The sequence below is a fragment of the Nitratireductor sp. GISD-1A_MAKvit genome, from assembly GCF_040819555.1.
Lineage (GTDB): Bacteria > Pseudomonadota > Alphaproteobacteria > Rhizobiales > Rhizobiaceae > Nitratireductor.
The window spans coordinates 1,021,739-1,048,093 of record NZ_CP161920.1; the positions used below are offsets into that span (position 1 = coordinate 1,021,739).

Here is a 26,355-nt window from a genome sequence, read left to right on the forward strand (position 1 = left end):
TTGGTGCCGGGCACCATCGCTCACACCAGCGTTACACCGGCCTCTTTCATCTTCGCAGTCATGGCAGCCAGTGAGCCGCCGAGGTCGATGGCGCGGCAGCCTTTCATGATGACGGTTGCCCCAAAGCCCTGACGGCGCGCATCGATGGCCGAATAGGCAACGCAGAAATCCGTGGCCAGGCCGGCGAGCGTCACCATGGTGATGCCGCGTTCGCGCAGATAGCCTGAGAGGCCGGTCGGCGTTTCGTGATCGTTTTCGAAAAAGGCGGAATAGCTGTCGATAGCGCTGCGAAAACCTTTTCGGATGACCAGCTCCGCCTTGTCCCATGCCAGATCCTCGTGAAACGCGGCGCCCTTGGTGCCCTGCACGCAGTGATCGGGCCAAAGCGTCTGTGTCCCATAGGGCATTTCGATCGTCTCGAACGGGGCCTTACCCTGATGTGAGGAGGCGAAGCTTGAGTGGCCTGCCGGGTGCCAGTCCTGAGTCAGCACCACATGATCAAAGCGCGCGATCAGTCCATTGATGACGGGCACCACTGCGTCGCCGTCGTTAACGGCTAGCGCTCCCCCGGGGCAGAAATCATTCTGCACATCGATCACGATCAGCGCCTCGTCGGCCATGCCCTGTCTCCCTTTTTTATGAAGTCGTTGCGAAGGTGGACCGAATGTTCCCCTTTGACAAGCGTGCTGAGGAGCGTATCATTCGTATACAAACGAATTTAAGCCCCGCCGTCAGAGCATCAAAAGGGGCCAGGGAACAACAGCTCAAGTGGCAGGCAGGCGCAGCATGGACTATGCCAGACCGACCGAACTGGAGGAGGCGCTCGGGCTCTTATGCACGAAGCGCTGGAGCATTCTTGCCGGGGGGACGGATTTTTATCCCGCCCTTGGCGCGGGCCCGCTGAAAAGCGACGTGCTCGACATCAACGGATTATCCGCGTTGAGCGGTATTGAAGTGACCGAGACGCATTTTGTCATCGGCGCGCGGACAAGCTGGAGCGCGGTTATCGACACGGCGCTGCCGCCCGCCTTTGACATGCTCAAACAGGCGGCCCGGGAGGTTGGCTCGGTGCAGATCCAGAACACGGGGACGGTTGCCGGGAACCTGTGCAACGCCTCACCGGCTGCCGATGGCGTGCCGCCGCTTCTGGCGCTGGATGCGGAGGTGGAATTGCGATCTGCAAAGGGCGTTCGGCATTTGCCGCTCTCGGGTTTCATCCTCGGCAATCGCAAGACCGCGCGGGAGGATGATGAACTTCTCACGGCGGTGCGTGTGCCAAAGATCTCCACGCGCGGTGCGTCCGGCTTCGTCAAGCTGGGCGCGCGGCGCTATCTGGTGATTTCCATTGCCATGGCCGCTGCACGTGTCGTGCGCGAAGGTGCCAAGATCGCGGAGACGGCCATCAGTGTTGGCTCCTGCTCGCTCGTGGCGCAGCGTCTTTCAGGGCTGGAAGCGCGGCTTGAAGCTGTCGAACGATCGGAGCTGCGCCAGACCGTGATGGAATACGGATTTCCGGAGCTTTCTCCCATCGATGATGTGCGTGGCACGGCTGCCTATCGACGTGAGGCGGCGCGGGAGATCGTGATCCGTGCACTGGAGCAGGCGTGGCAGGGCGAAGAGCGCGGCGAGGTGGCTGCATGAGCGGGAAAAGCCTGTCGGTATCTCTGGAAGTGAATGGCAAGACCGTTGTGACGGAGGTCTCTCCGCTCCAGCGGCTTTCTTCGGTGTTGCGTGACGAACTGGGCCTGACCGGCACCAAGGTTGGCTGTGACGCCGGCGATTGCGGGGCCTGTTCGGTGATGGTGGATGGCGCTGTGGTCTGCGCCTGTCTTGTGCCGGCCGCCGGTCTTTCGGGCAAAAGTGTGCGCACCGTGGAGGGATTGTCGAATGGCAGTCTCTCGGCGCTTCAGGCATCCTTCCTGCGCCATGGTGCGGCCCAGTGCGGGATATGCACACCGGGCGTTCTGGTGAGCGCGGCTGCACTTCTGGAGCAGAATCCGACACCGTCTGAGACCGAGGTTCAGGATGCGCTGGGCGGGGTTCTGTGTCGCTGCACCGGCTACCGCAAGATCATCGAGGCGGTGATGAATGCCAACCGCTCGGTGGGTGTCGATGCCAGCAGGGTGGAGCAGGGACAGGCGGTCGGCGCCTCGCCGATCAGGCTCGATGGCGAGCGCAAGGTGAATGGAACGGAAATTTTCGGCGCGGATGAGCGACCTGCCGATGCGCTGTCGGTCGCGGTTGTGCGGTCGCCACACTGGCACGCCGATTTCGATATCGGTGACACGGAGGCGTTCATCGCCGCGCATCCGGGCATTGTCGCGGTTTTCACGGCAGCCGACATTCCAGGCGAAAACCGGTTTGGCGTCATCCCGCCTTTCGCCGATCAGCCGGCGCTGGCCGAGGGCCGGGCGCGGTTTCGCGGCGAGGCGGTGGCGCTGATTGCGGGCGAGCGCGATGCAATCGAGGCAATTGACATGGACGCCTTTCCGATCCGCTGGCAGGAACTGCCCCATGCGCTGACGCCGGATGAAGCGCGGCGGGAAGGGTTTTCAGATCTGCATGAGGGACGGACGGGCAATGAGCTGACGCGGGGCTTCGTGGAATGCGGCGATCCGGAAGGCGCGCTTTCTGAAGCCTTTGTCTCGGTTTCCGGTGAGGTCGAGACCTCCTATGTGGAGCATGCCTATATCGAACCGGAAGCGGGCTATGCGATGATGGATGGCGACACGCTGGTCATCAAGGCCTGCACGCAGGCGCCTTATATGGATCGCGACGACACGGCCAAGGTGCTCGGTCTGCCGCCGGAGAAGGTGCGTATCGTGCCGCTGGCGACGGGCGGCGGGTTCGGGTCCAAACTCGATGTTTCACTGCAGCCGCTGGTGGGGTTGGTGGCGCTCAAGACCGGGAGACCGGCGGCGATTGTCTATATGCGCGGCGATTCCATGCGCTCCACCACCAAACGGCACCCGGCAACGATGCGCGCTTCGATTGCGGCGGATGAGGCGGGGCGCGTCACCGGCATGGTGTTTGAGGGGGATTTCAATACCGGGGCCTATGCAAGCTGGGGGCCGACGGTGGCAAACCGCGTTCCGGTTCACGCCTCTGGGCCCTATCGCACGCCGAATTATCGCGCCATGGGGCGGGCCATTCACACCAATGGTCCGATCTCAGGCGCGTTTCGCGGGTTCGGTGTGCCGCAGGCGACGATCATGCAGGAAACGCTCTATGACCGACTGGCGGAAAAGCTGGGCCGCGACCGGCTGGCGTTCCGTATTGAGAATGCGCTTGCCGATGGGGATCGTACCACCTGCGGGCAGGTGCTTTCGGGCGTTGGCATCCGTGAATGTCTCGAGGCGCTGAAGTCGCACTGGGAACGGGCGCAAGCCGAAGCTGAAGAGGCCAATGCTCGAGAGGGCAGGGTGCGGCGGGGCATTGGTGTCGCATCCTGCTGGTATGGCTGCGGCAACACCGCGCTGCCGAACCCTTCGACCATTCGTGTCGGGATCACGGCTTCCGGTGCGGTCATGCTGCATCAGGGCGCGGTGGATATCGGGCAGGGATCGAACACGGTGGTGACGCAGATCTGCGCCGATGCGAGCGGCCTGCCGCTCTCGGCGTTTCAGCTTGTGGGCGGTGATACCGGTATCACGCCGGATGCCGGCAAGACATCGGCTTCGCGCCAGACCTATGTGACGGGCAAGGCTGCCGAAAAGGCGGGACGTGCATTGCGGGAAAAAGTCCTGCGCTTTGCCAATGTGTCGGATGGAGCGGAGATTGCGCTTGAGGATGGCGCGCTGGCCATCAGCGAGGGGACGGAGCGCCGGCGCGTGGCGCTTTCCGATCTTGAGGCCGACGCGCATGGCTACGTGTTTTCGGCGGAAGAGAGCTATGACCCGCCCACAACCGCACTCGACGACAAGGGACAGGGCGTACCCTATGCGGTCTATGGGTATGGCGCGCAGCTTGTGGAGCTTGAGGTCGACACCACGCTGGGCACGGTGCGGCTTCTGAAAATCACGGCGGCGCATGATGTGGGCCGCGCGATCAATCCGCTTCTCGTGGAAGGCCAGATCGAGGGTGGCATCGCCCAGGGGATCGGCCTTGCGCTGATGGAGGAATATGTGCCGGGCCGCACGGAAAACCTGCATGATTACCTCATCCCCACCATCGGCGATGTGCCGCCGATCGAGACCATTCTGGTGGAGGTGCCGGACCCGGAAGGGCCCTTTGGCGCCAAGGGACTGGGCGAACATGTGCTGATCCCCACCGCGCCGGCGATCCTCAATGCGATCCGCCATGCGGTGGGAGTAGAAGTTACGAAAGTGCCGGCAACGCCGAGCCGCATTCTCGCGGCGATCCGGGCACGGGAGAACGGGTGATGAACGAGCTCACCGAGCGTTTTGAGGCCACGCCGCCGAAGAAGCCTTCGGACGAAAAGCTGCGCTGCGATGCCTGTCCGGTGATGTGCTATATCGCCGAGGGGCGCACGGGTGCCTGCGACCGCTATGGCAATTTCGGCGGGCGCATCACGCGCTGTGACCCGGTGACGATCCTTGAACATGCCGCCGAGGAGGGAGATGCTGTCGTTCCCTTTGAAGGCGAAGCGCCTTGGGAGGGCGAACTGGTCAACACGAAGCGCCGCTTCGTGAGCGCGGTGGGGGGCCGGCACCACCTATCCGGATTACAAACCCGCCCCCTTCATCGTTTCGCAGGAGGTCGAGGGTGTCGATCTTGTTACGGTGGTGACGGAGGGCATCTTCTCCTATTGCGGCGTGAAGGTGAAGATCGACACGGACCGGCATCTGGGGCCCGAAGCGGCCACGGTGCGCGCGAATGGCGAAGCGGTGGGCCATGTCACCACCGCCGAATATGGCAGCCAGATGCTTTCGCTCGGCGGGGTGCATCACCTGACCGGCGGATCGAAGGCAGAGGGCCGCGTCACCTGTCAGGCTATGCTCGATCTGTGCAACAAGAAACCGGTGGAACTGACCATTGATGGGGGCGCGAGCGTTGTCGTGCAGGCCGGCGAGCCGCCGGTGATCGACGGGACGCGTGAAGAGCGCATGCGTGTGGGCTGCGGCTCGGCCACCATCGGCATGTTTGCCACCCAGTGGAAGGGGCTCGTGGACGAGGTCGTTGTGGTCGATGACCACATTACCGGTGTCGTCTCCGAGCATCAGGCGGGCAAGGTGATCGGTTGGGAAGACACCGGCATCAAGATCATTGGCCGCCGTTCCACACCTGGGCGTTATTTCAAGGTGTCCGACCCGGGGCTTGGATGGGGTGGGACGACCATTGACGACCCGCTCGATATTCTGGGGCCCTTCAATGAGAAGAAAGGCGCGCGGCCGGGGCTCTCCCTGCTCATGGTTTCCACCACGGGCGAGCAGTTTGCCTATTATGAGCTTGATGAGGCGCTTCAGCCGGTCAAGAGGCCCTTTCCGGAGCGTTTGCGCAAATCGGTTGATCTGATCGAGCAGAATTGCGAGCCGGCGCTGTGCACCGTTCTGTTCATGGGCGGGGCGGGCGGCAGTCTCCGCGCTGGCGTGACGGAGAACCCGGTCAATCTGACACGCTCCGTTCAGGGGCTCAAAACCTATGTCACGGTTGGCGGTGCGCCGGTCTATGTGTGGCCGGGTGGCGGTATCACCATCATGGTTGATGTGATGCGCACGCCTGAAAACGCCTTTGGCTATGTGCCGACGCCGGCTCTGGTCGCACCCATCGAATTCACGCTCAGGCGGGAGGATTATGTACGGCTCGGTGGCTATGCGGATGAAATCCGCAGCGTTGAGGATGTGCTCGAAAAGGGTGGGGAATATTTCAACCCGCGTGAAGCACGGGGGGCAACAGCTGCCAATCCCTGGCCACCGCTCCAGCAATTGCGCCGGGAACCGGAACGATGAGCGGTCCAATCGCCAGTTGGCTTGCTGATGGCCGCCGCCTGCATCTGAACCATGGGCCCATTGACCTGATCGTCGAGGCTTTTGGGCAAGAGCAGGAGCGGCTTCTTGCCTATCGCCAGGCGGTGGCGCGGTTTGAGACGATCCTTGAAGAACTGGTGGCGGAACTGCCGGCCCTGCGCAGTCCGGCTGGTGCGAGGCTCCGGCGCTTTTGCGGCGCCACCGCGCAGCGTATGGAAAGGGTGGCGCATGCGCATGTGCCCGCCTTTGTTACGCCGATGGCGGCAGTGGCCGGCAGTGTCGCCGATGACGTGCTTGCCGCACTTGTGAAAGACCGGGCGCTGGCGTGGGCTTATGTGAACAATGGCGGTGATGTTGCCATCCACCTCGCTGATGGCGAGACGCTGGACATCGCCATTGCAGGCACCGGCCATGGAATGGATGATCGCATCTCGGTGCGATCAGGCGATGCGGTTCGTGGCATTGCGACCAGTGGCTGGCGCGGCAGAAGCCATTCGCTCGGAATTGCGGATGCCGTGACGGTGCTTGCCCCCTCGGCGGCGGCGGCAGACGTGGCGGCGACTCTGATTGCCAATGAGGTCGATCTTCCGGGGCACCCGGCGGTGGAGCGAGTTCCTGCGAGCCGCATTGATCCCGACAGCGATCTGCGCGATCGACTGGTGACACAGGCGGTGGGATCGCTTTCCCACGCCGATATAACGCTTGCACTTGATAATGGGCTTGTCACAGCGCAGGCCATGCATGAGCGAGGCGTGATCGAGGCGGCTGCCCTGTTCCTGCGTGGTGAAACGCGCGAATGCGGAACCATTCCACTGGAAAAGCGGATGCAAGAGACCGCTTTTGGTTATTGTGATTCACAAGAAGGTCTGATCCATGCCTGAATTTACCCTGCGCAAGATTGCGCTTGTCACGGAAGAGATTTTTCACGAGGGCGGCCCTGCCCCGGCCGAGCCCCGCCGCCGGGCAGCGGCCCTTGCGCTGGTCAGGAATCCTTTCGCCGGCGGATATGCACAAGAGCTTGAAAGCGCGATGGACGATCTGAAGCCTCTCGGTCTTGAAATGACGGACCGGCTGATCGATGCGCTTGGGGGCGATATCTCCGTGATCGACGGTTTCGGAAAGGGCGCGATCGTTGGCACGGACGGGGAATTGGAGCACGGTGCGCTCTGGCATGTACCGGGCGGCTACGCGATGCGCGAGCGGTTGGGCGATTCCAAGGCGATCGTTCCGTCTTCCAAGAAAGTAGGCGCTTTTGGCGCGCGCATCGATATTCCGCTCGGGCACATCAATGCCGCCTATGTGCGCAGCCATTTCGATGCGATGGAAGTGGGGATGCCGGATGGCCCACGCCCGGACGAGATCCTGTTTGTGCTTGCCATGGCCTGCGGGCCGCGTATCCATGCGCGCATGGGTGGGCTAAAAGCCGAAGACGTTAAGGGTGAGGACGGTCTCAGATGAGTGCAGAGCAGGGCACCCTCAAGGTGTTGGCCGGCGGAAAATCGGCTGATGCCTATGAGTTGAGCGAACAGGTTGGCTTTATCCTGCGCAAGGCCAACCAGCGCCATCTGTCGATTTTTGCCGCCCGTATCAGCGATCTGACGCCGCCTCAATTCGCCGCTTTGGCCAAGCTCCATGAGGTGGGAGCCACATCGCAGAATCAGCTTGGCCAGCTGGTGGCCATGGATGCCGCCACCATCAAGGGCGTGATAGACCGTTTGAAGGCGCGCTCTCTTGTGGTTCTCGAACCGCATGGGCGCGACCGGCGGCGGCTTGTGGTGAGCCTGAGCGACGAAGGCAGGGCGCTGATTGAAACGCTGCTTCCCGAAGCGCTGGAGGTGAGCGAGGAAACGCTCGCTCCGCTCACCCCGCGCGAAACTGTCACGTTTCTACGTCTGCTGACAAAACTGGCGGACGGTTAGGCGCCTATCGCTGGTTATAGGCTGGCCCGGTGCGCAAAACGGCCAGAAGCGCGCCATAGGGTGCAAGCATCGCGAGGCCGATCAGGATTTTCACCACGAAATCGCCGACTGCCAGCGAAAGCCAGAGCGGTGCTTCAATGCCTGTGCCGAAAAGCGCTACGGGGAAGGCGAGAGACCCGTCTTCCAGGCCGAACGCCGTGTCGAGAAACGCGAATCGCGCAGCAAAGGCCAGCGAAAAAAACAGTGCCGTGTCGAGCAGCGATCCGATCAGTGTGGAGATCAGCGGTGCGCGCCACCAGACACTGCCACGCAACCGGTCGAACACGGCGACATCAAGCAGTTGCGCAAAGAGGAAGGCTGCGCCCGAGGCAATGGCGATGCGTGGACTTGCGAGCCAAATGGAAAGCACAATGGCGATCAGGAAGCCACACAGCACGACGCGTCGGGCAGCACCGGGGCCGAAGCGGCGATTCGTCAGATCGTTGACGAGAAACGCTACCGGATAGGTGAACGCACCCCAGGTGAGCAGATCGCCGAGACCGAAATGCTGAAACGGATACTGGACGAGAAAATTCGATGCGGTGACGATGACCGCCATGGCGGCCATGAATGGCCAGATCGCATAGAGACGATGCATTTTTTTATCCTGGGTGATGGAACCAGAAAGCCCGCCAACGGCGCATTTTCACGCGGGCAAAAGCCCACTCATGAACTGCGCGGCCATGGCGGGCCGATGAATTTATTGCCGAGCCGCAGCAGCCATGCCGCGGCGGAGGCCTCAGGCTGCGACCTGCTCAGCGATCTTCTTCTCGACCTGCTTCTTGAGCAGACGAGCGCGCTGGGAAAGTTCGTTGGCCTTGGCCTTCACGAGAAACGCGTCGAGACCGCCGCGATGCTCAACCGTGCGCAGGGCATTGGCGGATACGCGCAGACGCACGTTCTGGCCAAGAGCCTCGGACTGAAGCGTCACGTGGCACAGATTGGGAAGAAAGCGACGACGCGTCTTGTTGTTCGCGTGGCTCACATTGTTGCCGGTCATTACGGCTTTGCCGGTCAGTTCGCAGGCGCGGGACATTTTTCAAACCTTCATCGTCTTGGCCCATTCATACCCGACTACCGCACCTGAAACTAGCGGCGCACGGTCGGTCGTTAGCGGCCTTATGGAAAAAGTTGCCGTTCCATAGAGATATTTGGCGTGTGGGTCAAGCACCCCGCGACGCGGTTGGGGCAATCTCCATGATCCTTTTCCAAAGAATTGCCTTATTATTCCTGTCCAGGCAAGGGAGGGGACGCGCCGGTCTGCCGGCATGCTGGAGGGCTCCGCCTATGATGCGGATTGTTGTGGTGCAAATTTCTCTCGTCATTCTCCTGTTCTGGACGGTCGATCAGGCTCCTGCGGGAAGCGGGGAGGTCCATCGCTTACGCTACAGTGCGTCGCTGTTCGGGATTCCGATTGGCAAGGCCGACTTTACCAGCAGACTGAAAGACGATCGTTTTGAGGTAGCCGGTCGTTTCGCCAGTGCTGGCGTTGCCCGCCTATTCGATCAGACGGATGGAACCGTGCTTTCACAGGGGCGGATTTCCAGCCGCTCCGTTGTGCCCTCGTCCTATGAACTCGCCTATGTCAGCGGCAAGAAACGCGAGACGACGTCCATCCGCTACAAAAGCGGACGGGTCGTTGAAACCGTGATAACACCGAAGCCGAAGAAGCGCGGGAGTGACTGGATCAGGGTTTCCAGGGAGGATCTGATCGGAGCGCTCGACCCCCTGTCGGCACTGCTCTCGCCCGCACAGAATGCCAAGGAAGTGTGCAACCGTCGCCTGAAGGTATTTGACGGTGAGATGCGCGCCGATATCGTCTTTTCACCTGCGGGCAAGAGCGAGCGTATCGGAAAGGATCTGATTACTTGCAAGGCGCGTTTCATTCCGATTTCCGGGTACCGCAAGGGGCGATCCACAATCGCTTTCCTGCGTGACAAGGCTCGTATATTGGTTGCTTTCAAGCCGCTTGGCGCGCGTGGTCATCACACGCCCGTGCAAGCGCAGATCGGAACCAAGATTGGCACGGTCCATATTCAGGGCCGGCCAGTGGATTGAGGGCCTGGCCGGGGAGGGAAGATTGGCACGTGCTACGCTGATCGGGTTTTCTGCTGTTGTCATGTGGGCGCTTCTGGCGCTTTTCACCGCCGGTTCAGGGGCGGTTCCGCCCTTTCTCCTTTCTGCAGTGTGCTTTTCAGTGGCGACGCTGGTCGGCCTCTTCATGCGTGTTGTTGCACCTCCACAGGGCCCTGCGCACCCGGTGCCACCGGTCGTATGGCTTATCGGTATTGCGGGGCTTTTCGGCTATCACTTCTTCTACTTCACGGCGCTGCGCAATGCGCCGGCCGTGGAAGCGAGCCTGATTGCCTATCTGTGGCCATTGCTGATCGTGCTTGGCTCTGCATTGATGCCGGGAGAACGGCTCGGCTGGCATCATATTGCAGGCGCGCTTTTCGGGCTTGCGGGTACGGCACTCATCATAACCAAGGGGGGCGGGTTCAGTTTCGAAAGCCGCTATGCGGCGGGGTACGCGGCGGCGGGCGCCTGCGCTTTTTTCTGGTCCGGATATTCGCTTTTGTCGCGCCGGTTTGACGCTGTTCCAACCAGCATTGTCACATGGTTTTGCGCGGCAACGGCTGTTCTTTCGGCTCTCTGTCATCTGGGACTGGAGGAAACCGTCTGGCCAGCGTCTACCGGTGAATGGCTGAACGTGCTCGGTCTCGGTCTCTTGCCGGTGGGCGGGGCCTTCTACGCGTGGGACTACGGGGTCAAGCGCGGCAATATCCAGGTGCTGGGTGTGGCAAGCTATGCCGCGCCGCTTCTTTCGACCCTGATACTGATTGCTGCGGGCTCTGCCGAACCGACGGCAAGTATCATCGCTGCCTGTCTTCTGATCACTTTCGGGGCCGCACTGGCGGCAAAGAACATGATCCTGAGGCCGCGACAGCCGGAGGCTGACGCGGCGTAGCGTCAGGATATGTCCTTGCGCTTTCTGATCTCGGCGAAGACGGCTTCATCGCTTGCATCTTCCATGTCGAGATTGCGACGAATGACGGGATCGTGCCAGCGCAGGAACGGATTGGTGGCCATTTCCTTGCCGATCGTGGTCGGAAGCGTGTGCCGGCCTTCGTTTCGCAGACTTGTAACCTCTCTCGCACGTTCCCGGAGTGCGGAGTTGGTCGGATCGATGCTTAACGCGAAACGGGCATTGGATTCAGTGTATTCATGGCCGCAATAGACGATGGTTTCCAACGGAAGCGCGGCGAGTTTTCTGAGCGAGGCGAGCATCACGGGTGGTTTGCACTCGAACAGCCGGCCGCATCCGAGCGAGAAGAGCGTATCGGCCGTGAAGACGATACCCGCATCGGCAAAATGATAACTGACGTGCCCGGCCGTATGCCCTGGCGTTTCAATTACAGTCGCACGCTGTTTACCGACCGCAATCGTGTCGCCTTCACTCACGGTGTGGTCTATTCCGGGAATGCGGTCGGCTTCGGCTGCCGGGCCTGTGATGCTGAGGCCGAACCGTTCCTTGAGCGCGAGATTGGCTTCCACGTGGTCGGGATGATGATGGGTTGTGAGAATCATCGTCGGTTGCCATCCCGTACGTTCGATCGCCGAGAGAATGGCGCGCTCTTCCGGTGCATCAATCAGTGCTGTCTCGCCCGTTTCCGTATCGTGGGCGAGAATGCCGAAATTATCGCTCCGGCACACAAACTGTTCGATCTTCAGGGCCATGAAACTCTCCGTTGCTGGCTGGACGATAGGGCGAGGGCGGCGGCTTGTCACGCCGGGTGCGACAATTCTTGCCGGTGTCGTGGAAGAGGGGTACCGTCGCGGCCATGATTTCGGACATTGTCGCGCTGCGCGCCTTCTATTCCTCCCTGCTTGGTCGCCTGACCGAGCGTTCGCTGGCGATGGCCCTATCGTCCCTCTGGTCGAAAAGCACCAGTGAGCGGCTGGTGGGACTTGGCTACACCTTGCCGTGGCTTGACCGTTTTGGTGCGGATGCCGAGCGTACGTTTGCGTTCATGCCTGCCATGCAGGGGGCGGTGGCCTGGCCTTCGGGGCAGTCCTCGGCCACGGCGCTGGTGTTTGAAGAAGAGCTGCCGCTCCCCGATTCGTCGGTGGATCGGGTGCTTATGGTTCATGCGCTGGAGCATACGGAAAATCCACAGCAGGCACTTCTGGAGATCTGGCGTGTTTTAGCGCCCGGTGGCCGTGTCGTGATCGCGGTGCCCAACCGTCGCGGCATGTGGGCACGGTTCGAGAACACCCCCTTCGGCACGGGCCGCCCCTTTTCACGCACACAGCTTGCCGAGGCACTGAGGGAAGCCAATTTTACAGCCACGGCCTGGGGTGATGCTCTTCACTTTCCGCCCTCCGAGCGGCGTTTTGTACTGCGGCTTCATCAGCTGCTGGAACAGGCCGGGCGACGCTTCTGGCCGATTTTCGCGGGCGTTTTGGTGGTCGAAGCTGAAAAGCGCCTCTATCAGGGTTTGCCGGTGACAGCCCGCGCTTCACGTCGCGTCTTCGTGCCGGTGCTTTCGCCACAGGGCGCCACACGCGTTGGTGCAGTCAGGCGCAATCAGGAAAAGGGATGCTGAAAGATGGTGATGGAGACTCCGATTACTGAACTTTTTGGCATCGACCTTCCAGTCCTGCTTGCCCCGATGGCGGGCTCGGGCGGAGCGGAACTCGCCATCGCCGTGAGCGAAGCGGGTGGGCTTGGCTCACTGCCCTGTGCCATGCTGACGCCCGAGAAAATCCGTACGGAAATGCAGGAGATACGGCGGCGCACCGACGGGCCGGTCAATCTGAATTTCTTTTGCCATGTACCGCCAACGCCCGATACAGGGCGCGAAGCGGCATGGCGTGACTGCCTGCGGCCCTACTATTCCGAGTTCGGCCTGGACCCGGATGCCGCGCCGGCCGGTGCAGGACGCAACCCTTTCAACGAGGAAAGCTGTGCCATCGTGGAAGAGTACCGCCCGGAGGTGGTGAGCTTTCATTTCGGCCTTCCGAACGCTGGCCTGATAAAGCGGGTGCGTGATGCGGGAGCAAAGATCATAGCTTCTGCAACGACTGTCGCGGAAGCGCGGTTTCTGGAGGAGAATGGCTGCGATGCGATCATTGCCCAAGGGGTTGAAGCCGGCGGCCACCGTGGTGTTTTTCTCGAACCGGATATTGCGACGCAACCGGGCACGCTGGCGCTGGTTCCGCAGGTGGTCGATGCGGTGACCGTGCCGGTTATCGCGGCGGGCGGCATCAGTGATGGCCGAGCAGTTGCCGCATGTTTCATGCTTGGTGCTTCTGCCGTTCAGGTGGGCACTGCCTATCTCCAGTCGCCCGAGGCACTTACCAGCAAGGGGCACCGCGATGCCCTGGCGCTGGCACGCGACGACCGTACGGTACTCACCGACGTTTTCACGGGCAGGCCAGCCCGGGGACTGCTCAACCGTTTCGTCAGCGAAGTGGGGCCGATGAGTGAGAAGGCTCCGGCATTTCCGCTTGCCACGGCCGCGGTGGGCCCGTTGCGCTCCGCCGCCGAACAGGCAGGGGTGAGCGATTTCTCGCCGCTCTGGGCGGGGCAGGCGGCTGCGCTTGCCGCTCCGATGCCTGCGGGCGAACTAACGGTCAGACTGGCCCGCGAGGCAACTGACCTTTTGCACGGGCGCATGCCCGGCAACGGTTAGCTCCCTCACGGCCGGGCCAATCGCCAGCTAGCGTTTCACGCCGATCTGTTCGATTGCATAGGGCGTTGACTGGTAGACCTGGTTGATCCAGTTGCCGAAGAGCAGATGTGCATGCGAGCGCCAGCGGTTGAGCGGCGGGCGGCTCGGGTCATCTTCGGGATAGTAGCCATGGGGCACGGCGACTTCGGTCCCTGATGCAACGTCCCGGTCGTATTCCTCCTTGAGGGAGGTGGAATCGTACTCGATATGGTTGAACATATAGAGCCGGTTGCCGGTTTCTTCCGTCAGGAGACAGGGGCCGGTGACGTCGGATTCCATCAACACCTGCAGGCCCGTTCCGGCTGGAATGTCGGCGGAGCGCACCTCCGTCCAGCGTGACACCGGGATGGCGAAATCGTCGGAAAATCCGGCCAGGAAGGGCGAGGCGGGCGCATTGTTGCGGTGCCGGAACACGCCGAAAGCTTTCTTCTCCAGCGTGTATTTCGGGATGCGGTGAAAGTGCCATGCGGCAGCCATGGCCCCCCAGCAGATATAGAAAGAGGAGTGGACGTTGGTCAGTGTCCAGTCCAGGATTTCTTCCAGCTCTTTCCAATAGGTGACTTCTTCGAAGGGCAGAAGTTCGATGGGCGCACCGGTGATGATGAAGCCATCGAATTTGCGGTCCCGCACCTCCTCCCAGGTCTGGTAGAAGGAAATGAGGTGTTCCTCCGGCGTGTTCTTGGCACGATGGTTGCCAATGCGCACGAGGGTAAGCTCCACCTGCAGTGGCGAAGCGCCGATCAGGCGCGCAAACTGGGTCTCCGTGCGGATCTTGTTGGGCATGAGATTGAGAAGGCCGATCTGTAGCGGGCGCACGTCCTGCCGCAGCGCTGTCTGCTCGTCCATCACGGACACACCTTCACGCACGAGCACGTCGCGGGCGGGAAGCTGGTCGGGGATCTTGATCGGCATGGGTTTGCTCCAACAAAAAAGACCGGCGGCGAAATCGCGACCGGTCTCAGCAAATTCTGCTTCGCTCGGCCTTTTAGCGAATTGTTTTACGTGGCTGCAAGCCGACCGGCCAAATCACCACGAGTGATGGTCTTTATTTAGGATGGTGTTTTCTTTGCGTCAATCGCTGTCATGGTCTAAAGCAACTCACGAATTTTCTCCGTAAGGGTCGAGTATCCGATCAACCGTTTTCCAAAACAGGACCATTCAATGAGCACGTCCGTCCGTCCCGAACCGAAGCCCGGTGTCATGGAAATCGCCGCTTATGTGCCCGGTCGCGAAACCGCTCCCGGTGCGGCGAAGGTCTGGAAGCTCTCCTCGAACGAATCTCCGCTCGGGCCATCGCCTGCGGCTGTCGAGGCGCTTTCCAGGGCGATGGGGAATCTGGAACTTTATCCGGACGGGTCGGCGACCAGACTGCGCGATGCCATTGCGCAGACGCACGGGCTCAACCCGGCAAACATTCTGTGTTCCAACGGGTCCGATGAGCTTCTCGGCCTGCTCGCACAGACCTATATCAAGCCCGGCGACGAGGCGATTTTCACCGAGCACGGTTTTCTGGTCTATCGCATCCAGACGCTGGCCGCCGGTGGCAGGCCGGTGGTGGTGAAGGAAGACAATGAGCGGGCGGACGTAGATGCCATCCTAGCGGCCGTGACGGTAAAAACACGCATCGTGTTCCTGGCCAATCCCAACAATCCGACCGGCACCTATCTGCCGGTGGACGAGGTGCGGCGTCTGCAGGCTGGGCTGCCGAAAAACGTGCTGCTCGTGCTTGACGCGGCCTATGCCGAGTATGTGCGACGCAATGATTACGAGTCAGGCATCGAACTGGTTTCGTCGTGCGAGAATGTCGTCATGACACGCACGTTCTCCAAGATTCACGGCATGGCGGCGCTGCGCATCGGCTGGATGTATGCACCAGCGCATGTGGTTGATGCGGTGAACCGGGTGCGCGGTCCCTTCAATGTCAACGCGCTGGCCATCGAGGCGGGTGCAGTTGCTATCCGCGACAAGGCGCATGTGGAGCGCGCGGTTGCGTACAACGAGACCTGGAGTGCCTGGCTGGTCGAGGAGTTTGGCAAGCTCGGTTTGAGGGTTACACCCAGTGTCGGAAACTTCCTGCTGGTTCATTTCCCCGAAAATGGCGGCAAATCGGCAGCGGACGCCGATGCATTTCTTGGGTCGCGGGGTTATGTGCTGCGCCGGGTCGTGCCTTATGGCTTTCCCAATGCCCTGCGCATGACCATAGGCACCGAAGAGGCCAATCGCGGTGTCGTCGCTGCACTCAAGGAATTCATGGAAGGCTGAGTTGTGCCTGAACCACTTTTTGAAAAGGTCGCGCTGGTCGGTATCGGCCCTGATCGGTTCGTCGCTGGCGCGGGCCGTCAGACACGGTGGCCTTGCGGAAACCATTGCCATATCGAGCCGCAGTGAAACGACCCTCGCAAGAGCCCGCGAACTGGGGCTGGGCGACATCTATGAGCAGGACGCAATCGCCGCAGTGCGGGATGCCGATCTGGTGATCGTCTCGGTTCCTGTCGGTGCTTCGGGTGCCGTGGCGCAGGCCATTGCTGCGGGGTTGAAACCAGGTGCGATTGTCACGGATGTGGGGTCGACCAAGGCGTCGGTGATTTCACAGATGCAACCGCATCTGCCGGATAATGTCCACTTCATCCCCGGTCACCCGATTGCGGGTACGGAAGATTCCGGTCCGGATGCCGGTTTCGCGGATCTGTTCGAGGGACGGTGGTGCATTCTCACACCGCTCCCCGATACGGACCCGGATGCGCTTTCGCGGCTGTCTGAGTTCTGGGAACGGTGCGGCGCCATGGTGGACCGGATGGATCCCGAGCACCATGACATGGTTCTGGCGATCGTGTCGCACCTGCCGCACATCATCGCCTACAACATTGTTGGCACTGCGGACGATCTGGAAGCGGTCACCAAGTCTGAGGTTATCAAATATTCGGCCTCCGGTTTTCGCGACTTCACGCGTCTGGCGGCGTCCGACCCGACCATGTGGCGCGATGTGTGCCTGCACAACAGCGATGCGATCCTGGAGATGCTGGCACGCTTTTCCGAAGACCTATCGGCGCTTCAGCGAGCGATCCGTTGGGGCGACGGAGAGAAACTCTTCGACATGTTCACCCGGACACGCGCCATTCGGCGATCCATCATTGAGGCGGGGCAGGATATCGACGTGCCGGATTTCGGGCGTCATGCCATCTCCCATCCGGACAAAACGTAGCTACATCGCTCTCATCTCAGGGGCGGAATGTTCCCGAGTGGCAAGAAACCGACAAAAATCCGACCCTGACGTATATTGACAGGCAGGGTCGGGGAAGAACCGAGGCCTGCCAGGCCCGAGGTGATGCCGCCGATCTCATTGCGTCTTTGCGGGAATATCTGGCTGACAAGCAAGGCAATCGCCTGTGGGTCGTCAACGGTTACCTGCAATTGCGCATCCACCAGCCCATTATCTGCGACGCTGACCGGCCCCCTTATGCTCAGACCGGCTGAACCTTCGGAAGTCTTGAGGTGAAGGTTCTCGACAGTGCCTGAATGGCCCCTGAGGCTGGAACCTGACCTGCCCAGAAGCGTGATGCCATCATCGAGCGTCACGAGAATTTCGCCGTTGAGTGGCGGTATCGTCGTGCCATTGGTGAATGCGGGGTCGACCGTCAGATCCCGGGCCACCAGCGCCAGATCGAGATTGCCTTCATTCTGCCGTGCATGAAGCTGGAAACTGTCCGCCATTGCGATGGTCTGATCAGGCTTTTGCCCAAGCGTAAGGACAAGGTTTTCTGCGTCGCTGGAAAACCGCTCCGGCAGTGCTCTCGTCAGGTATGCGCTGATGCGCATGTTGTCCCAGCGCGCTTCGAGGGGAGGCAGGTAGGGCAGGGTGATGCGCGCGGGTGCGTCGAGTTCACCGACGGCCCCGTGTCGGTTGGTAGACCTGCGCAGCCGAGCGAAACGCGCCAGCGCTGACCGAAATACCCTCGCCTGCGTTTTCGAAGAATACCGAACGACAGAAAAGGCCGATCCGAAATGGATAGCCGCGTGCGGTGGGTTCTTCGCAGTTTACTCGTTGCTGGTTTGTGTTCAGGTCTTCGATTGCCGTGATGGTTCGGCGCTCAAGCGTATCGGCTGCATAGAACCATGCACCGGTATAGGCGAGGATTGCCAGCACGATGAAGAGCCCAAACAGGAGAAAACGGCGGCTGAAGCTGCGTTTGGCGCGTTTTCTTGACGGCATGAGGTCCTCCGGTTAACCCGATCATCTTCAGTGATGGCAATACGGCAACACCCTTTCAAGCATTGGGCTGGCGATATGAACGATTTTTGGGTCTTTGGCTACGGATCGCTTATGTGGCGCCCGGGTTTTGCGCATGTGGAGACATGCAAGGCGAGAGTCCACGGTTATCGCCGCGCGCTTTGCATTCATTCCCATGTTCATCGCGGAACGCCTGATCGGCCTGGCCTCGTTCTCGGTCTCGATCGTGGAGGGTCGTGTCTCGGACTTGCCTTCCGAGTGCCCGGTGAACTGAAAAACGAGGTGGTTGCCTATTTGCGCGAGCGAGAGCTCGTCACGAATGTCTATCTTGAACGACGGGTTGGTGCGAGGCTTGAGAACGGGCAGTTGGTGGAGGCGCTGACCTATGTGGTGGACCGTGGACATGGCCAGTATGCCGGAAGGCTCGATGTGGAACATGCGGCACGGCAGGTGAGCGCTTCCATCGGCCAGTCGGGGCCGAATGTCGATTATGTGCGCAACACGGTCGAGCATCTGAAAGCTTTGGACATTCGCGACCACTGGCTCGAAGCGGTCGCCGCCCGCCTCCAGGCGGAAACTGGCAAGGCGCTTTGAAATCGGGTTATGGAAGGGGGGGGTCAGGTCTCCGTTGCCGCGCTCTTGAGGACTCCGAGCTCGGTCAATCGCCTGCGTGCAGTTTCGGGCAGAGGGGGGGGATTGTTTGCGGTGGCCGCTTCCACGAGCATTTCATCACAGGCAGCCTCCGTATCCTGCACGAGGCGTTTCTGAAACTCCTCGCGCGGCAGTCCGGGTTCGATGGGCGGCAGAAAGCGGGCGCGGATAATGCCCGGATGGCGCAAAAATTTGCGACGGGGCCAGAAGAGGCCTGCTGCGTGTGCGACCGGAACGACCGGAACATTCAACTGCGCATAGAGTTCGACGATGCCATATTTGTAGGCGGGTTCGGCGCCGGGCGGGCGGCGCGTGCCTTCCGGATAGATGATGAGCTGTCGCTTCTCCTGCATCAGGATCCGGGCGGATTTAACGGCCTGTTTGAGAGCTTTGGTGCGGCTGCCGCGGTTGATGGGGATCATGCGCATCTTGGCCACGTACCAGCCGAAGAATGGTATCCACATCAACTCCCGCTTCAAAATGTAGAGAGCGTCGGGAATGTGTGGAAGGAACGCGATTGTATCCCAGAACGACTGATGCTTGGGGGCGATGATGCAGGGGCCGTCGGGAAGATGTTCAAGTCCTGAGATTTCGGAATGGGCTCCGGTCACGATCTTCTGCAACCACAGGCTGGACGCGGCCCAGAATTTGGGCACGAACCAGGCTTTCTTGCGCGGCAGCAGAAAATACACTGGCGTCCAGAACAGCATCTGAAGGATGAGATTCAGATAAAACAGGACATTGAAGACGGTGGAGCGGATATGAAGCATGGACGACGGCCCGTTGGGTTTGTTCGAGGCTCTTACAACACCGGGGCAGTGAGGCAAAGCGCGCAGGTGGAGTGATTTACTTCAGTGTCGCCTTCGTGATCTCATTTGGCTGTTTCAGGCCCGCGATGCGGGGTATGGGGACAATTTCGCGGAGCAAAGCGCCGACATACTTCGTGTACTCGGTGGCAAGAACACGCAGGGCATCGGGCTTGGCAAGCCATGCTGCGTTGTCGAGCGGGGTGTTGACGACGGGATAGGGGTGGACGGTGGCTGAAGGCAGAAGCCTGCGCATTTCCAGAAGGCTGCGCGGCATGTGGTAATTGTTGGTCACCAGGATGATGCTGTCATAGGCATTGGCCTGAACCCATTTGGCACTTTCTTCAGCGTTTCCGATCGTGTCGAGGGCCGCATGATCGATGTCGACGCAGCAGTCGAACAGCTCGGCCTCGCTGCCTGTCGCGATGCGTAAATCATCTGCCCTGGCAATGGGATTTACCCCACTGATCAACAGCCGCTTTCCCTTGCCTGCCTTGAGAAGCCGCACTGCGACGTCGATCCGGGAATGGCCGCCGGTGAGAACGACAATGCCGTCCGCCTGTTGCATCTGACCCGGGGTAACCAGCCGGCCGATATGGTCTGCAAACAGCCCGAAACCGAGGAGGAAGGCGAGGATCATCAAAAGCCCGGACAACAGGAGGGCCCTCAACACGCGACGCAACAACGGGGCGCGCCTTCTGCCCGCCACCATGGCGGGCTCTTCCAGACCGTGCTGCGGCTCGTTTCTCATACGCCGATGGTTAACCGCAAATTGCGGCGATGGATAGTCAGCAGCGTTGCGTTGAACAGGACAATTGCCGTAGCCGTGTTCTACATGCTGTCAGGGTGGGCGCTGTCGACGTTTTTGAGATGAGACAGCACGGTGACGTGCGAGGTTGCGGCTGTCAGTACCGCGATGACGATGACAATCGCACCCACACCGATATAGCCGGAAGGGCCAATGGCGAAATTGCCGAACAGGGCCGTTGCCTGGTCGGCTTCGGGCGTTGCCATGTTGCGCGACGACCACCAGTAGAAGCCGATAAACACCAGGATGGCGCCGATACCGCCGGCGGCAGCGCCTTTCATTCCTGCCAGCAGAAAATGGCGCCGGAACTGCGATGCAATAAAGGGCGCCTCGGCTCCCACAAAATGCAGAACTTCCACGATATGCCCATTGCCGGACATGGCGCCCCTGGTTGCAAAAATTACGGTGAGAGCCGTGGCCGACAGCATGAGCGCCAGTGCCGACATGCCGATGGTGACGGTGGTGCGTGCCATGGCGACGAGACGGTCCACCCAGGTGCGGTGGTCATCCAGCGAGACATTGGCGATTTTCTGCTGGAGTTCGCCACGCATGGCGGTGAAATCCGGCCGGGGCCGCCGGGTCGATGGTGACGATCACCAGCCGGGGGACCGGCAGGCTTTCGATGTCCAGCCCGGTGCCCAGCCAGGGCTCCAGAAGGCGGGCCGTGGCCTGAGCATCAACGACATTGGCATCGGTGACGCCGGCATAGCCGGATGCGATCTGTTGTGCCTGGGCTAGGGCCGCTTCCATATCCAGACCTTCTGCCGGCTTGATCTGGATCGTGGCTTCACGCGAGATCTGGGTTTGCCAGGTGGCGGCGGTGTCTCGAACCAGCGTGACCGCGCCCAGCGTGAGGCAGGAGAGAAAGGTCATGATGGCTATGACCAAAACCATCGCGCGTCCGGCCACATTGTCTGGTGGAACGATCGGCATCTGCTTGCGAGCGATCACGTCGCGGGCGCCAGAGCTTAGACGGGAACCGAGATTTTTCAAAAGGCGGCGCGTATCAGTCATATATGTCCAGCCTTCCACCCGACAGAACCATGCGACGGGCGTCAACCTGATCCATGAGGCCAAGGTCATGGGTGGCAATGACCACCGCAGTGCCAAGGCGGTTCAGCTCGATCAGAAGCCTGAGAAGACGGCGTGCGAGCTGGGGATCTACATTGCCTGTCGGTTCGTCGGCCAGCAGGATGCGCGGCTGCTCGATGAGCGCGCGCGCGATGGCTGCGCGCTGTTTTTCACCGCCCGACAGGATTGGTGGCAGAACGTGCATGCGCTCGCCGAGGCCGACCCATTTCAAAAGCTCGATCACATCGCTGCGGTAGGTGGCTTCCTCGCGTCCCCGCACACGCAGGGGCAGCGCCACGTTTTCATAGGTGGTCAGATGATCGAGAAGTCGGAAATCCTGAAACACCACGCCGATGTTGCGCCGCATGAGCGGGAGCTCGGTGCGGGTGATCCGGGAGCGGTCCTTGCCAAAGATCGTGATAAGACCGCGCGTGGGCTTGAGCGACATGAAAAGCAGGCGCAGCAGGGTGGTTTTCCCCGCTCCGGAGGGGCCGCTCAGGAACTGGAACGAGCGCTCGGGCAAATGAAAGGAAACGTCGCGGAGGATCTCCGGACCCATTCCGTATCTATGGCCGACATTTTCAAATCGAATCACGAGAAACCTGCGTTCTGTGAGTGGCGGAGGCTGCCTGGACGCATGCTGCCAGACCATCAACGCGCATGGTTAATAGCAAGTTAACTCCTGCTTGTTTTGGGTGATTGCGAAGCATTAACCATTTTCATTTACCCCGGAACGGCAGTTCACGAAAGGACAGTCTGTCCGCATGAGACAATCCGACAGCACGCGCCCCGTTTCGGGCGAAATCATGATGCCGGACCGGACGGGAAAAACGCCTCGGCCGGCGGAGCGATCGGGCGACGTGGTGGATGTGGATTTCGAAACGGTCGTTCCGCTTGCCGACGAAGCGGTCGGGTGGGGACCGGAGCCGGCGCAAGACCACTCCGTTTCAGGTCTGGACATGCTGAAAGCTGATGGCGGGCGGAAAGTTCGCTCCCGTTCGGCGGCCACGCCCCTCTTCTGGTGTTTTGGTGCAGCCCTTGTTGGTGCCGCTTTCTGGGTTTCTGGCGGGCACAGTCTTCTGGCCGCGGACGTTGGGGGTATGCACGGGGCTCCCTCGCACCCGCTGCAATTGATCGATGTAACGTCGCGGGTGGAGCGGGACGGTTCCCAGTCGATGCTCATCGTGGACGGGGGCCGCGTTGAACAGGAGCACGTTCGCGGTTGCCGTTCCCGCGATTTCCATCAATGTTTTGAGCGAAAACGGGTCGACAACACGCTATTTTCTGGGGACAAACAATGGGCATCTCGGTCCAGGTGCCCGCTTTCCCTTCTCCAGCCGGCTCGTGGCGCCTAGGGAAGGGGTCAAGTCCGTCTCTGTGACGTTTCGCGCGTCATAGGTCATCTGGTTCATCCAACCCGGGAGGGTCCACTCCCCGACCGGTCTGACAGGAGTTCGCCGCCCCATGCCTGTTGTTCGCGGCAAAGAAATCGAGGTTCTTTTCTCGGCTTCGACCATCGCAAGACGCAATCTTGAGCTCGCCAAGGATATCGCTTCACGCGAATACAAGGATCTGCTCGTGATTTCGATTCTGAAGGGGTCGTTCATTTTCGCAGCCGATCTCATTCGCGCCATGCATGATGTGGGCATTTCCCCGGAAGTCGAGTTCATCATGATTTCCAGCTATGGAGCGGGAACCGAAAGCGGGGAGATCAAGGTGCTGCGCGACATCGACAATGATGTCTCGGGCCGCGATGTTCTGCTGATCGACGACATTCTGGAGTCCGGCAAGACCCTGAAGCACACAAGTGAACTGATGCTTTCGCGCGGTGCGAAATCCGTCTCAGTTGCGGTGCTTCTCGACAAGCATTCGCGCCGCCAAACGGATATCGATGCGGAATTCGTCGGTTTCGAATGTCCCGATTATTTTGTCGTTGGCTATGGTATGGATGTGGCACACGCTTTTCGGGAACTGCCGTTTGTGGGCGTGGTCAAGGGCGATGCCTGACCGGACAAATCGCAAGAGCAGCCGGGGCGTTTACCGAAGTGTAATCGGATCGGGTGAAAACAGGTCATGGCTAAGCTTTTAATCGTCGAGGACGACGACTCCGTCCGCAATTTCACCGCACGCGCGCTGAGCGCCTCAGGTCACACCGTTGAAACAGCGGGTGACGGGCTGGAAGGTTTTGAGATGATCAAGGCCAGTGATGGTGACTATGATCTTGTTCTCTCGGACATCCGCATGCCGGCAATGGATGGCATCGAAATGGCACGCGCCGTAGCCGAGGCGTTTCCGGGGCTGAGGCTCCTGCTCATGACGGGCTATGCCGAGCAGCGTGAGCGCGCCGTGGAGCTTGAGGGCACCGTGTCCGGTGTGGTCGACAAGCCCTTCACCTTGAGTGAGCTTCGACAGCGCGTCGGTGAGGCGCTCGCTGCCTGAACCGGAGCATTTTCGCTTGGCGAGAGAATGCGTGAGACCACGCCATCACGGCTTGTCTCACTGCATGTTCAGAAGGCGCTCCAGATACTCTTTCTCGAGTGCAGGGCTGAGTGCATCTCCAAGACGTTTGCGGATCGCTTCCAGAATGCGACGGGCACGCTGGGTATCGATCTCATCGGGGACATCGACGGAATCGCCGAAATCCGGGCCCGTGGTAGCCTGCGGTCGACCGAGTGGGTCGCGTCCGTTGTTTCCCTGCCGAGTGCCCTGTTGTCCGCCGCTCTGCTCGCCGCGCATGGCCTGCTGCAACTGGTTCATCATGTCCTGTGCACCGCGCCTGAGGGCTTCAAGCGCGCGTCCCTGTTCGCCGACGGCCTGATCCCCTTCGCCTTCACCCAGCGCGCCTTCGGCCTCACCCATGGCTTCACCGGCCTCGCCGAACCCTTCGCCCGGCTGGATGCCGAGCCCTTCAAGTCCCTGCATCAGGCTTTCGAGGTCCTGTCGCAGCATCCCCTGACCCTGCTGCAGTCCGCGCATGGCATCGGCAAATTCGTCCGGAGACATGCCCTGTCCTCCGCCGGGCTGTCCGTCATTGCCCTGCCCCCGTTGCCCCTGTTGGCCTTGTTGGCTTTGCTCTCCCTGCTGGCCACGCTGCATCTGGTCCATTCGGAAGGTTTCGTTCATCAGCTCCTGCTGACGGCGCATCAGATTTCCCAGCTCATCCATCTGCTGGCGCATTTCCGACTGCTGGTTGCCTGACTGGCCCTGTTGGGAGCGCCCGGCCTGAAGGTTGTTCATCATGTTTTCAAGTTGGGAAAGCAGTTCGCGCGCCTGATCATGCGCGCCTGATCGTGCGAGTTCTTCGAGCTGATCGAGCAGGCGCTCCAGATCGCTCTGGTTCAGCATCTGGCTGTCTTCGGGCAGTTGCTGCGCCAAATCGGGGTTCTGTTGTGCCCGCTCGGCAAACTCCCGCAGAAACTCCTGCATTGCGCTGCGCAACTCATCCATGAGGCGCGCGATTTCTTCTTCACTGGCACCTTCATCGAGCGCATTTTTCAGTGCTTCCTGAGCCTGACGCAGGCGCCGCTCTGCGTTGGTAAGATCCCCCTCTTCGATTATGAGAGCGATTTCCCAAAGGTAATCCACGACGTCGCGTAGTGCGTCGTCTGATTGCGCCGTGTCCAGTCTTGAGCGGGCCGCCGAAACGCCGAGGAACTGGGAAAGATCCTTCAGGGTTTCTTCCGGCCACGTCATGACTGCGTCCATCATGGCGAGAACACGATGCTTCTGATTGGCATCAAGCGCCAGTTCGCGCCGCATTTCCAGCAACGACTTGGCAAGCGGGTTTGTGAAGGTTCGCTGCGGGAGAGTGAAGACCCTGCTTGCGCTCAGAGCTTCCTGTCCGGCGTCGTCAACCGCTCGAAGCGTGATCGTTGCGGAGCTGCCGGCCCACGGGTGTTCTGTCAGATCGCGTGCGGTTTTAGCCGTGATGGTGCGACCGTCCCTGCGGGGAAGTGTCAGGGGCAGGTCCGGTGCCTCGTAGAGCGGGCGTGCGCCGGGTGCCTGATGAACCTGGCCGATCAGGGCCTGTGCTTCTGCCGCACCGTAGTCGTCCTCGATCTCGTAGGAGAGTTCGAGTGATCCGTTTGTTGCGCGCTTCGGCTTTTCGGCGAACCGGATCTGCGGCGGCTCGTCGGGTGTGACCGAGAACAGCCAGCCTTCAATTTCCTGGCCATTGCGCTTGAGAAGCAGTTTCCCGTCTACATCAAGGGTGCTGGCGAAGCGCCGGGCATGCGTGCCAGCAGAAAGGGTCTCGCTCTGCGAAGCGCCTTCGGGGTCGATCGGGGTTTCGGTGTCGCCGGTGTCGAGGTAGGCGAGTGTTTCGGTTCCCGAACCGCCCGTGATCCGGAGCGTGAGAATGCTGCCCTCTGGCACCGTGAAGCTTTTCAGTTCGCGGTTTGCCTCGGCCGTGAGATAAAGGGGCGCGCGCCGGGTATAGGTGGGCGGGGTAACCCAGGCATCGATGCGTGGCGGTATGATTTCGGCACCACCATGACTGCGAAAGGCATCGAGAGCGCTGCCGCCGTAAGGGCTGCCCGAAAATGCAGCGGCAGTGATCAGAAGCAGGGCCACGGCGGCGCGCAGACCAAACGGGTCCCTGGCCGGAATGCCGGTCGCTGGAAGGTCACCATGCAGGTTGTCGAGCCGGGCTGCCATGCGCTTCTTGTGTTCGCGCCACAAAGCGTCCGCAAACTCGTCGGTTGCCCCTGCAGGTCGATCGGACTGGGCGGCCACCGGTTCATGAGCCAACTGGTTGGCACGTTCGATACGCCGGTCGATTTCTGTTTGGCTGGGAAACCGAAATCGGCGAAAAGGCCATAACGATGCAAGGCCAAGAAGCGCGAAAAGCGCAAGCAGAACAATCCGTGCCAGATCCGGCATCTGCCGGAACAGACCAAACCATGAGATGGTGAGAAAGAGGCTGACGATGAGGAGCGGGGGCAGGAGCAATGGCCAAACGCGCTCCACCAGCATGGTGCAACGGATGGCAAAGCGTGTGCGTGCCAGTCGGATCAATCGACCGTTCCCATGCCCTTGCCTTGAAGTTGTTTCCGCCATGGACACTCTCAGCGCACTGCATCAGCGCACGTGAATCGCGCGCATGTCTCGTATCGAGGATAACAGTAAACGGGGCGAAGGCGAGGCAGCGCGCGAAATTGTGATCCGCGCGC

At 60.8% G+C, this 26,355-nt stretch carries 25 protein-coding genes, 3 pseudogenes and 1 riboswitch; of the genes and pseudogenes, 16 read left to right on the forward strand and 12 right to left on the reverse strand.

All coding sequences use genetic code 11. From position 1 onward, the window contains the following. Nucleotides 1–20: 20 nt before the first annotated feature. Entirely contained in the window at nucleotides 21–620 is a 600-nt protein-coding gene (gene pncA / locus AB2N04_RS06230; RefSeq protein WP_367717712.1) for a bifunctional nicotinamidase/pyrazinamidase, read from the reverse strand. A gap of 166 nt (nucleotides 621–786) precedes the next feature. On the opposite strand from pncA, the gene AB2N04_RS06235 reads away from it, so the two are divergent. The 6 genes and pseudogenes from AB2N04_RS06235 (at nucleotide 787) to AB2N04_RS06260 (ending at nucleotide 7,846) form a co-directional block, all read left to right on the forward strand. Continuing rightward, nucleotides 787–1,641: a xanthine dehydrogenase family protein subunit M gene (locus tag AB2N04_RS06235; RefSeq protein ID WP_367717713.1), complete on the forward strand. Its 855-nt coding sequence runs from the start codon at nucleotides 787–789 to the stop codon at nucleotides 1,639–1,641. After that, complete coding sequence (locus tag AB2N04_RS06240; protein ID WP_367717715.1) at nucleotides 1,638–4,382, forward strand: molybdopterin-dependent oxidoreductase; 2,745 nt, start codon at nucleotides 1,638–1,640, stop codon at nucleotides 4,380–4,382. The genes AB2N04_RS06235 and AB2N04_RS06240 overlap by 4 nt, the downstream gene beginning before the upstream one ends. Further along, nucleotides 4,382–5,909: pseudogene (locus AB2N04_RS06245) on the forward strand (6-hydroxynicotinate reductase). Before AB2N04_RS06240 ends, AB2N04_RS06245 begins: the two are co-directional and overlap by 1 nt. Continuing rightward, nucleotides 5,906–6,808 carry a UPF0280 family protein gene (locus tag AB2N04_RS06250; protein ID WP_367717716.1) on the forward strand — a complete coding sequence of 301 codons (903 nt, stop codon included), beginning with the start codon at nucleotides 5,906–5,908 and terminating at the stop codon, nucleotides 6,806–6,808. Before AB2N04_RS06245 ends, AB2N04_RS06250 begins: the two are co-directional and overlap by 4 nt. After that, nucleotides 6,801–7,385, forward strand: a complete 585-nt coding sequence (locus AB2N04_RS06255) for an amino acid synthesis family protein (protein WP_367717718.1) — start codon at nucleotides 6,801–6,803, stop codon at nucleotides 7,383–7,385. Before AB2N04_RS06250 ends, AB2N04_RS06255 begins: the two co-directional genes overlap by 8 nt. After that, nucleotides 7,382–7,846 carry a MarR family winged helix-turn-helix transcriptional regulator gene (locus AB2N04_RS06260; protein ID WP_367717719.1) on the forward strand — a complete coding sequence of 155 codons (465 nt, stop codon included), beginning with the start codon at nucleotides 7,382–7,384 and terminating at the stop codon, nucleotides 7,844–7,846. Before AB2N04_RS06255 ends, AB2N04_RS06260 begins: the two co-directional genes overlap by 4 nt. 4 nt (nucleotides 7,847–7,850) lie before the next feature. Here the strand turns inward: AB2N04_RS06260 and AB2N04_RS06265 are convergent, their stop codons facing one another. Together AB2N04_RS06265 and rpmB are read right to left on the reverse strand one after the other, a co-directional pair. Further along, nucleotides 7,851–8,483: a queuosine precursor transporter gene (locus AB2N04_RS06265; protein ID WP_367717720.1), complete on the reverse strand. Its 633-nt coding sequence runs from the start codon at nucleotides 8,481–8,483 to the stop codon at nucleotides 7,851–7,853. Nucleotides 8,484–8,624: 141 nt separating this feature from the next. Beyond that, nucleotides 8,625–8,921 carry a 50S ribosomal protein L28 gene (gene rpmB / locus AB2N04_RS06270; protein WP_367717721.1) on the reverse strand — a complete coding sequence of 99 codons (297 nt, stop codon included), beginning with the start codon at nucleotides 8,919–8,921 and terminating at the stop codon, nucleotides 8,625–8,627. A gap of 251 nt (nucleotides 8,922–9,172) precedes the next feature. Here rpmB and AB2N04_RS06275 point away from each other — a divergent pair, with 251 nt between their 5' ends. Then, a complete protein-coding gene (locus tag AB2N04_RS06275; protein WP_367717723.1) occupies nucleotides 9,173–9,943 on the forward strand; it encodes a DUF3108 domain-containing protein in 771 nt (256 codons plus the stop codon). 22 nt (nucleotides 9,944–9,965) lie between these two features. Continuing rightward, nucleotides 9,966–10,853, forward strand: a complete 888-nt coding sequence (locus AB2N04_RS06280) for a DMT family transporter (protein WP_367717724.1) — start codon at nucleotides 9,966–9,968, stop codon at nucleotides 10,851–10,853. Between the two features lie 2 nt (nucleotides 10,854–10,855). Here the strand turns inward: AB2N04_RS06280 and gloB are convergent, their stop codons facing one another. After that, entirely contained in the window at nucleotides 10,856–11,623 is a 768-nt protein-coding gene (gloB, locus tag AB2N04_RS06285) for a hydroxyacylglutathione hydrolase (protein ID WP_367717726.1), read from the reverse strand. A 104-nt stretch (nucleotides 11,624–11,727) separates the two neighbouring features. Here gloB and AB2N04_RS06290 point away from each other — a divergent pair, with 104 nt between their 5' ends. Continuing rightward, nucleotides 11,728–12,492: a class I SAM-dependent methyltransferase gene (locus AB2N04_RS06290; RefSeq protein WP_367717728.1), complete on the forward strand. Its 765-nt coding sequence runs from the start codon at nucleotides 11,728–11,730 to the stop codon at nucleotides 12,490–12,492. Nucleotides 12,493–12,495: 3 nt separating this feature from the next. Continuing rightward, nucleotides 12,496–13,581: an NAD(P)H-dependent flavin oxidoreductase gene (locus AB2N04_RS06295; protein WP_367717730.1), complete on the forward strand. Its 1,086-nt coding sequence runs from the start codon at nucleotides 12,496–12,498 to the stop codon at nucleotides 13,579–13,581. A gap of 27 nt (nucleotides 13,582–13,608) precedes the next feature. Here the strand turns inward: AB2N04_RS06295 and metA are convergent, their stop codons facing one another. Beyond that, entirely contained in the window at nucleotides 13,609–14,532 is a 924-nt protein-coding gene (gene metA / locus AB2N04_RS06300; protein ID WP_367717731.1) for a homoserine O-succinyltransferase, read from the reverse strand. A 53-nt stretch (nucleotides 14,533–14,585) separates the two neighbouring features. Then, nucleotides 14,586–14,663: riboswitch (SAM riboswitch) on the reverse strand. Between the two features lie 118 nt (nucleotides 14,664–14,781). Here metA and hisC point away from each other — a divergent pair. Together hisC and AB2N04_RS06310 are read left to right on the forward strand one after the other, a co-directional pair. After that, nucleotides 14,782–15,882 (forward strand): histidinol-phosphate transaminase, encoded by a 1,101-nt coding sequence (hisC, locus tag AB2N04_RS06305; RefSeq protein ID WP_367717732.1) that lies wholly within the window; start codon nucleotides 14,782–14,784, stop codon nucleotides 15,880–15,882. A 3-nt stretch (nucleotides 15,883–15,885) separates the two neighbouring features. Continuing rightward, nucleotides 15,886–16,822: pseudogene (locus AB2N04_RS06310) on the forward strand (prephenate/arogenate dehydrogenase family protein). An 11-nt stretch (nucleotides 16,823–16,833) separates the two neighbouring features. On the opposite strand, the gene AB2N04_RS06315 reads toward AB2N04_RS06310, so the two are convergent. Together AB2N04_RS06315 and AB2N04_RS06320 are read right to left on the reverse strand one after the other, a co-directional pair. Beyond that, entirely contained in the window at nucleotides 16,834–17,556 is a 723-nt protein-coding gene (locus AB2N04_RS06315; protein WP_367718752.1) for a DUF2125 domain-containing protein, read from the reverse strand. Continuing rightward, the gene (locus AB2N04_RS06320; RefSeq protein WP_367717733.1) at nucleotides 17,501–17,830 is read right to left on the reverse strand and encodes a DUF2125 domain-containing protein; all 330 of its coding nucleotides are present in this window, start codon (nucleotides 17,828–17,830) and stop codon (nucleotides 17,501–17,503) included. Before AB2N04_RS06320 ends, AB2N04_RS06315 begins: the two co-directional genes overlap by 56 nt. A 75-nt stretch (nucleotides 17,831–17,905) precedes the next feature. Here AB2N04_RS06320 and AB2N04_RS06325 point away from each other — a divergent pair, with 75 nt between their 5' ends. Then, entirely contained in the window at nucleotides 17,906–18,442 is a 537-nt protein-coding gene (locus tag AB2N04_RS06325; protein ID WP_367717734.1) for a gamma-glutamylcyclotransferase, read from the forward strand. 23 nt (nucleotides 18,443–18,465) lie between these two features. On the opposite strand, the gene AB2N04_RS06330 is transcribed toward AB2N04_RS06325, so the two are convergent. From AB2N04_RS06330 to ftsE, 4 genes and pseudogenes are all read right to left on the reverse strand, one after another. Continuing rightward, nucleotides 18,466–19,269 (reverse strand): lysophospholipid acyltransferase family protein, encoded by an 804-nt coding sequence (locus AB2N04_RS06330; protein WP_367717735.1) that lies wholly within the window; start codon nucleotides 19,267–19,269, stop codon nucleotides 18,466–18,468. A 76-nt stretch (nucleotides 19,270–19,345) separates the two neighbouring features. Then, the gene (locus AB2N04_RS06335; protein WP_367718753.1) at nucleotides 19,346–19,945 is read right to left on the reverse strand and encodes a YdcF family protein; all 600 of its coding nucleotides are present in this window, start codon (nucleotides 19,943–19,945) and stop codon (nucleotides 19,346–19,348) included. 191 nt (nucleotides 19,946–20,136) lie between these two features. After that, a pseudogene (locus AB2N04_RS06340) lies at nucleotides 20,137–21,127 on the reverse strand (cell division protein FtsX). After that, nucleotides 21,120–21,779, reverse strand: coding sequence for a cell division ATP-binding protein FtsE (gene ftsE / locus AB2N04_RS06345; RefSeq protein ID WP_367717736.1), 660 nt, complete (start codon nucleotides 21,777–21,779; stop codon nucleotides 21,120–21,122). Before ftsE ends, AB2N04_RS06340 begins: the two are co-directional and overlap by 8 nt. Before the next feature lie 169 nt (nucleotides 21,780–21,948). On the opposite strand from ftsE, the gene AB2N04_RS06350 reads away from it, so the two are divergent. From AB2N04_RS06350 to AB2N04_RS06360, 3 genes are all read left to right on the forward strand, one after another. Continuing rightward, nucleotides 21,949–22,539, forward strand: coding sequence for a hypothetical protein (locus AB2N04_RS06350; protein WP_367717737.1), 591 nt, complete (start codon nucleotides 21,949–21,951; stop codon nucleotides 22,537–22,539). A 109-nt stretch (nucleotides 22,540–22,648) separates the two neighbouring features. Continuing rightward, nucleotides 22,649–23,191 (forward strand): hypoxanthine phosphoribosyltransferase, encoded by a 543-nt coding sequence (hpt, locus tag AB2N04_RS06355; protein WP_367717738.1) that lies wholly within the window; start codon nucleotides 22,649–22,651, stop codon nucleotides 23,189–23,191. Between the two features lie 66 nt (nucleotides 23,192–23,257). Beyond that, a complete protein-coding gene (locus tag AB2N04_RS06360; RefSeq protein ID WP_367717739.1) occupies nucleotides 23,258–23,623 on the forward strand; it encodes a response regulator in 366 nt (121 codons plus the stop codon). A 57-nt stretch (nucleotides 23,624–23,680) separates the two neighbouring features. Here the strand turns inward: AB2N04_RS06360 and AB2N04_RS06365 are convergent, their stop codons facing one another. Continuing rightward, nucleotides 23,681–26,242: a TIGR02302 family protein gene (locus AB2N04_RS06365; protein ID WP_367717740.1), complete on the reverse strand. Its 2,562-nt coding sequence runs from the start codon at nucleotides 26,240–26,242 to the stop codon at nucleotides 23,681–23,683. Nucleotides 26,243–26,355: the final 113 nt, after the last annotated feature.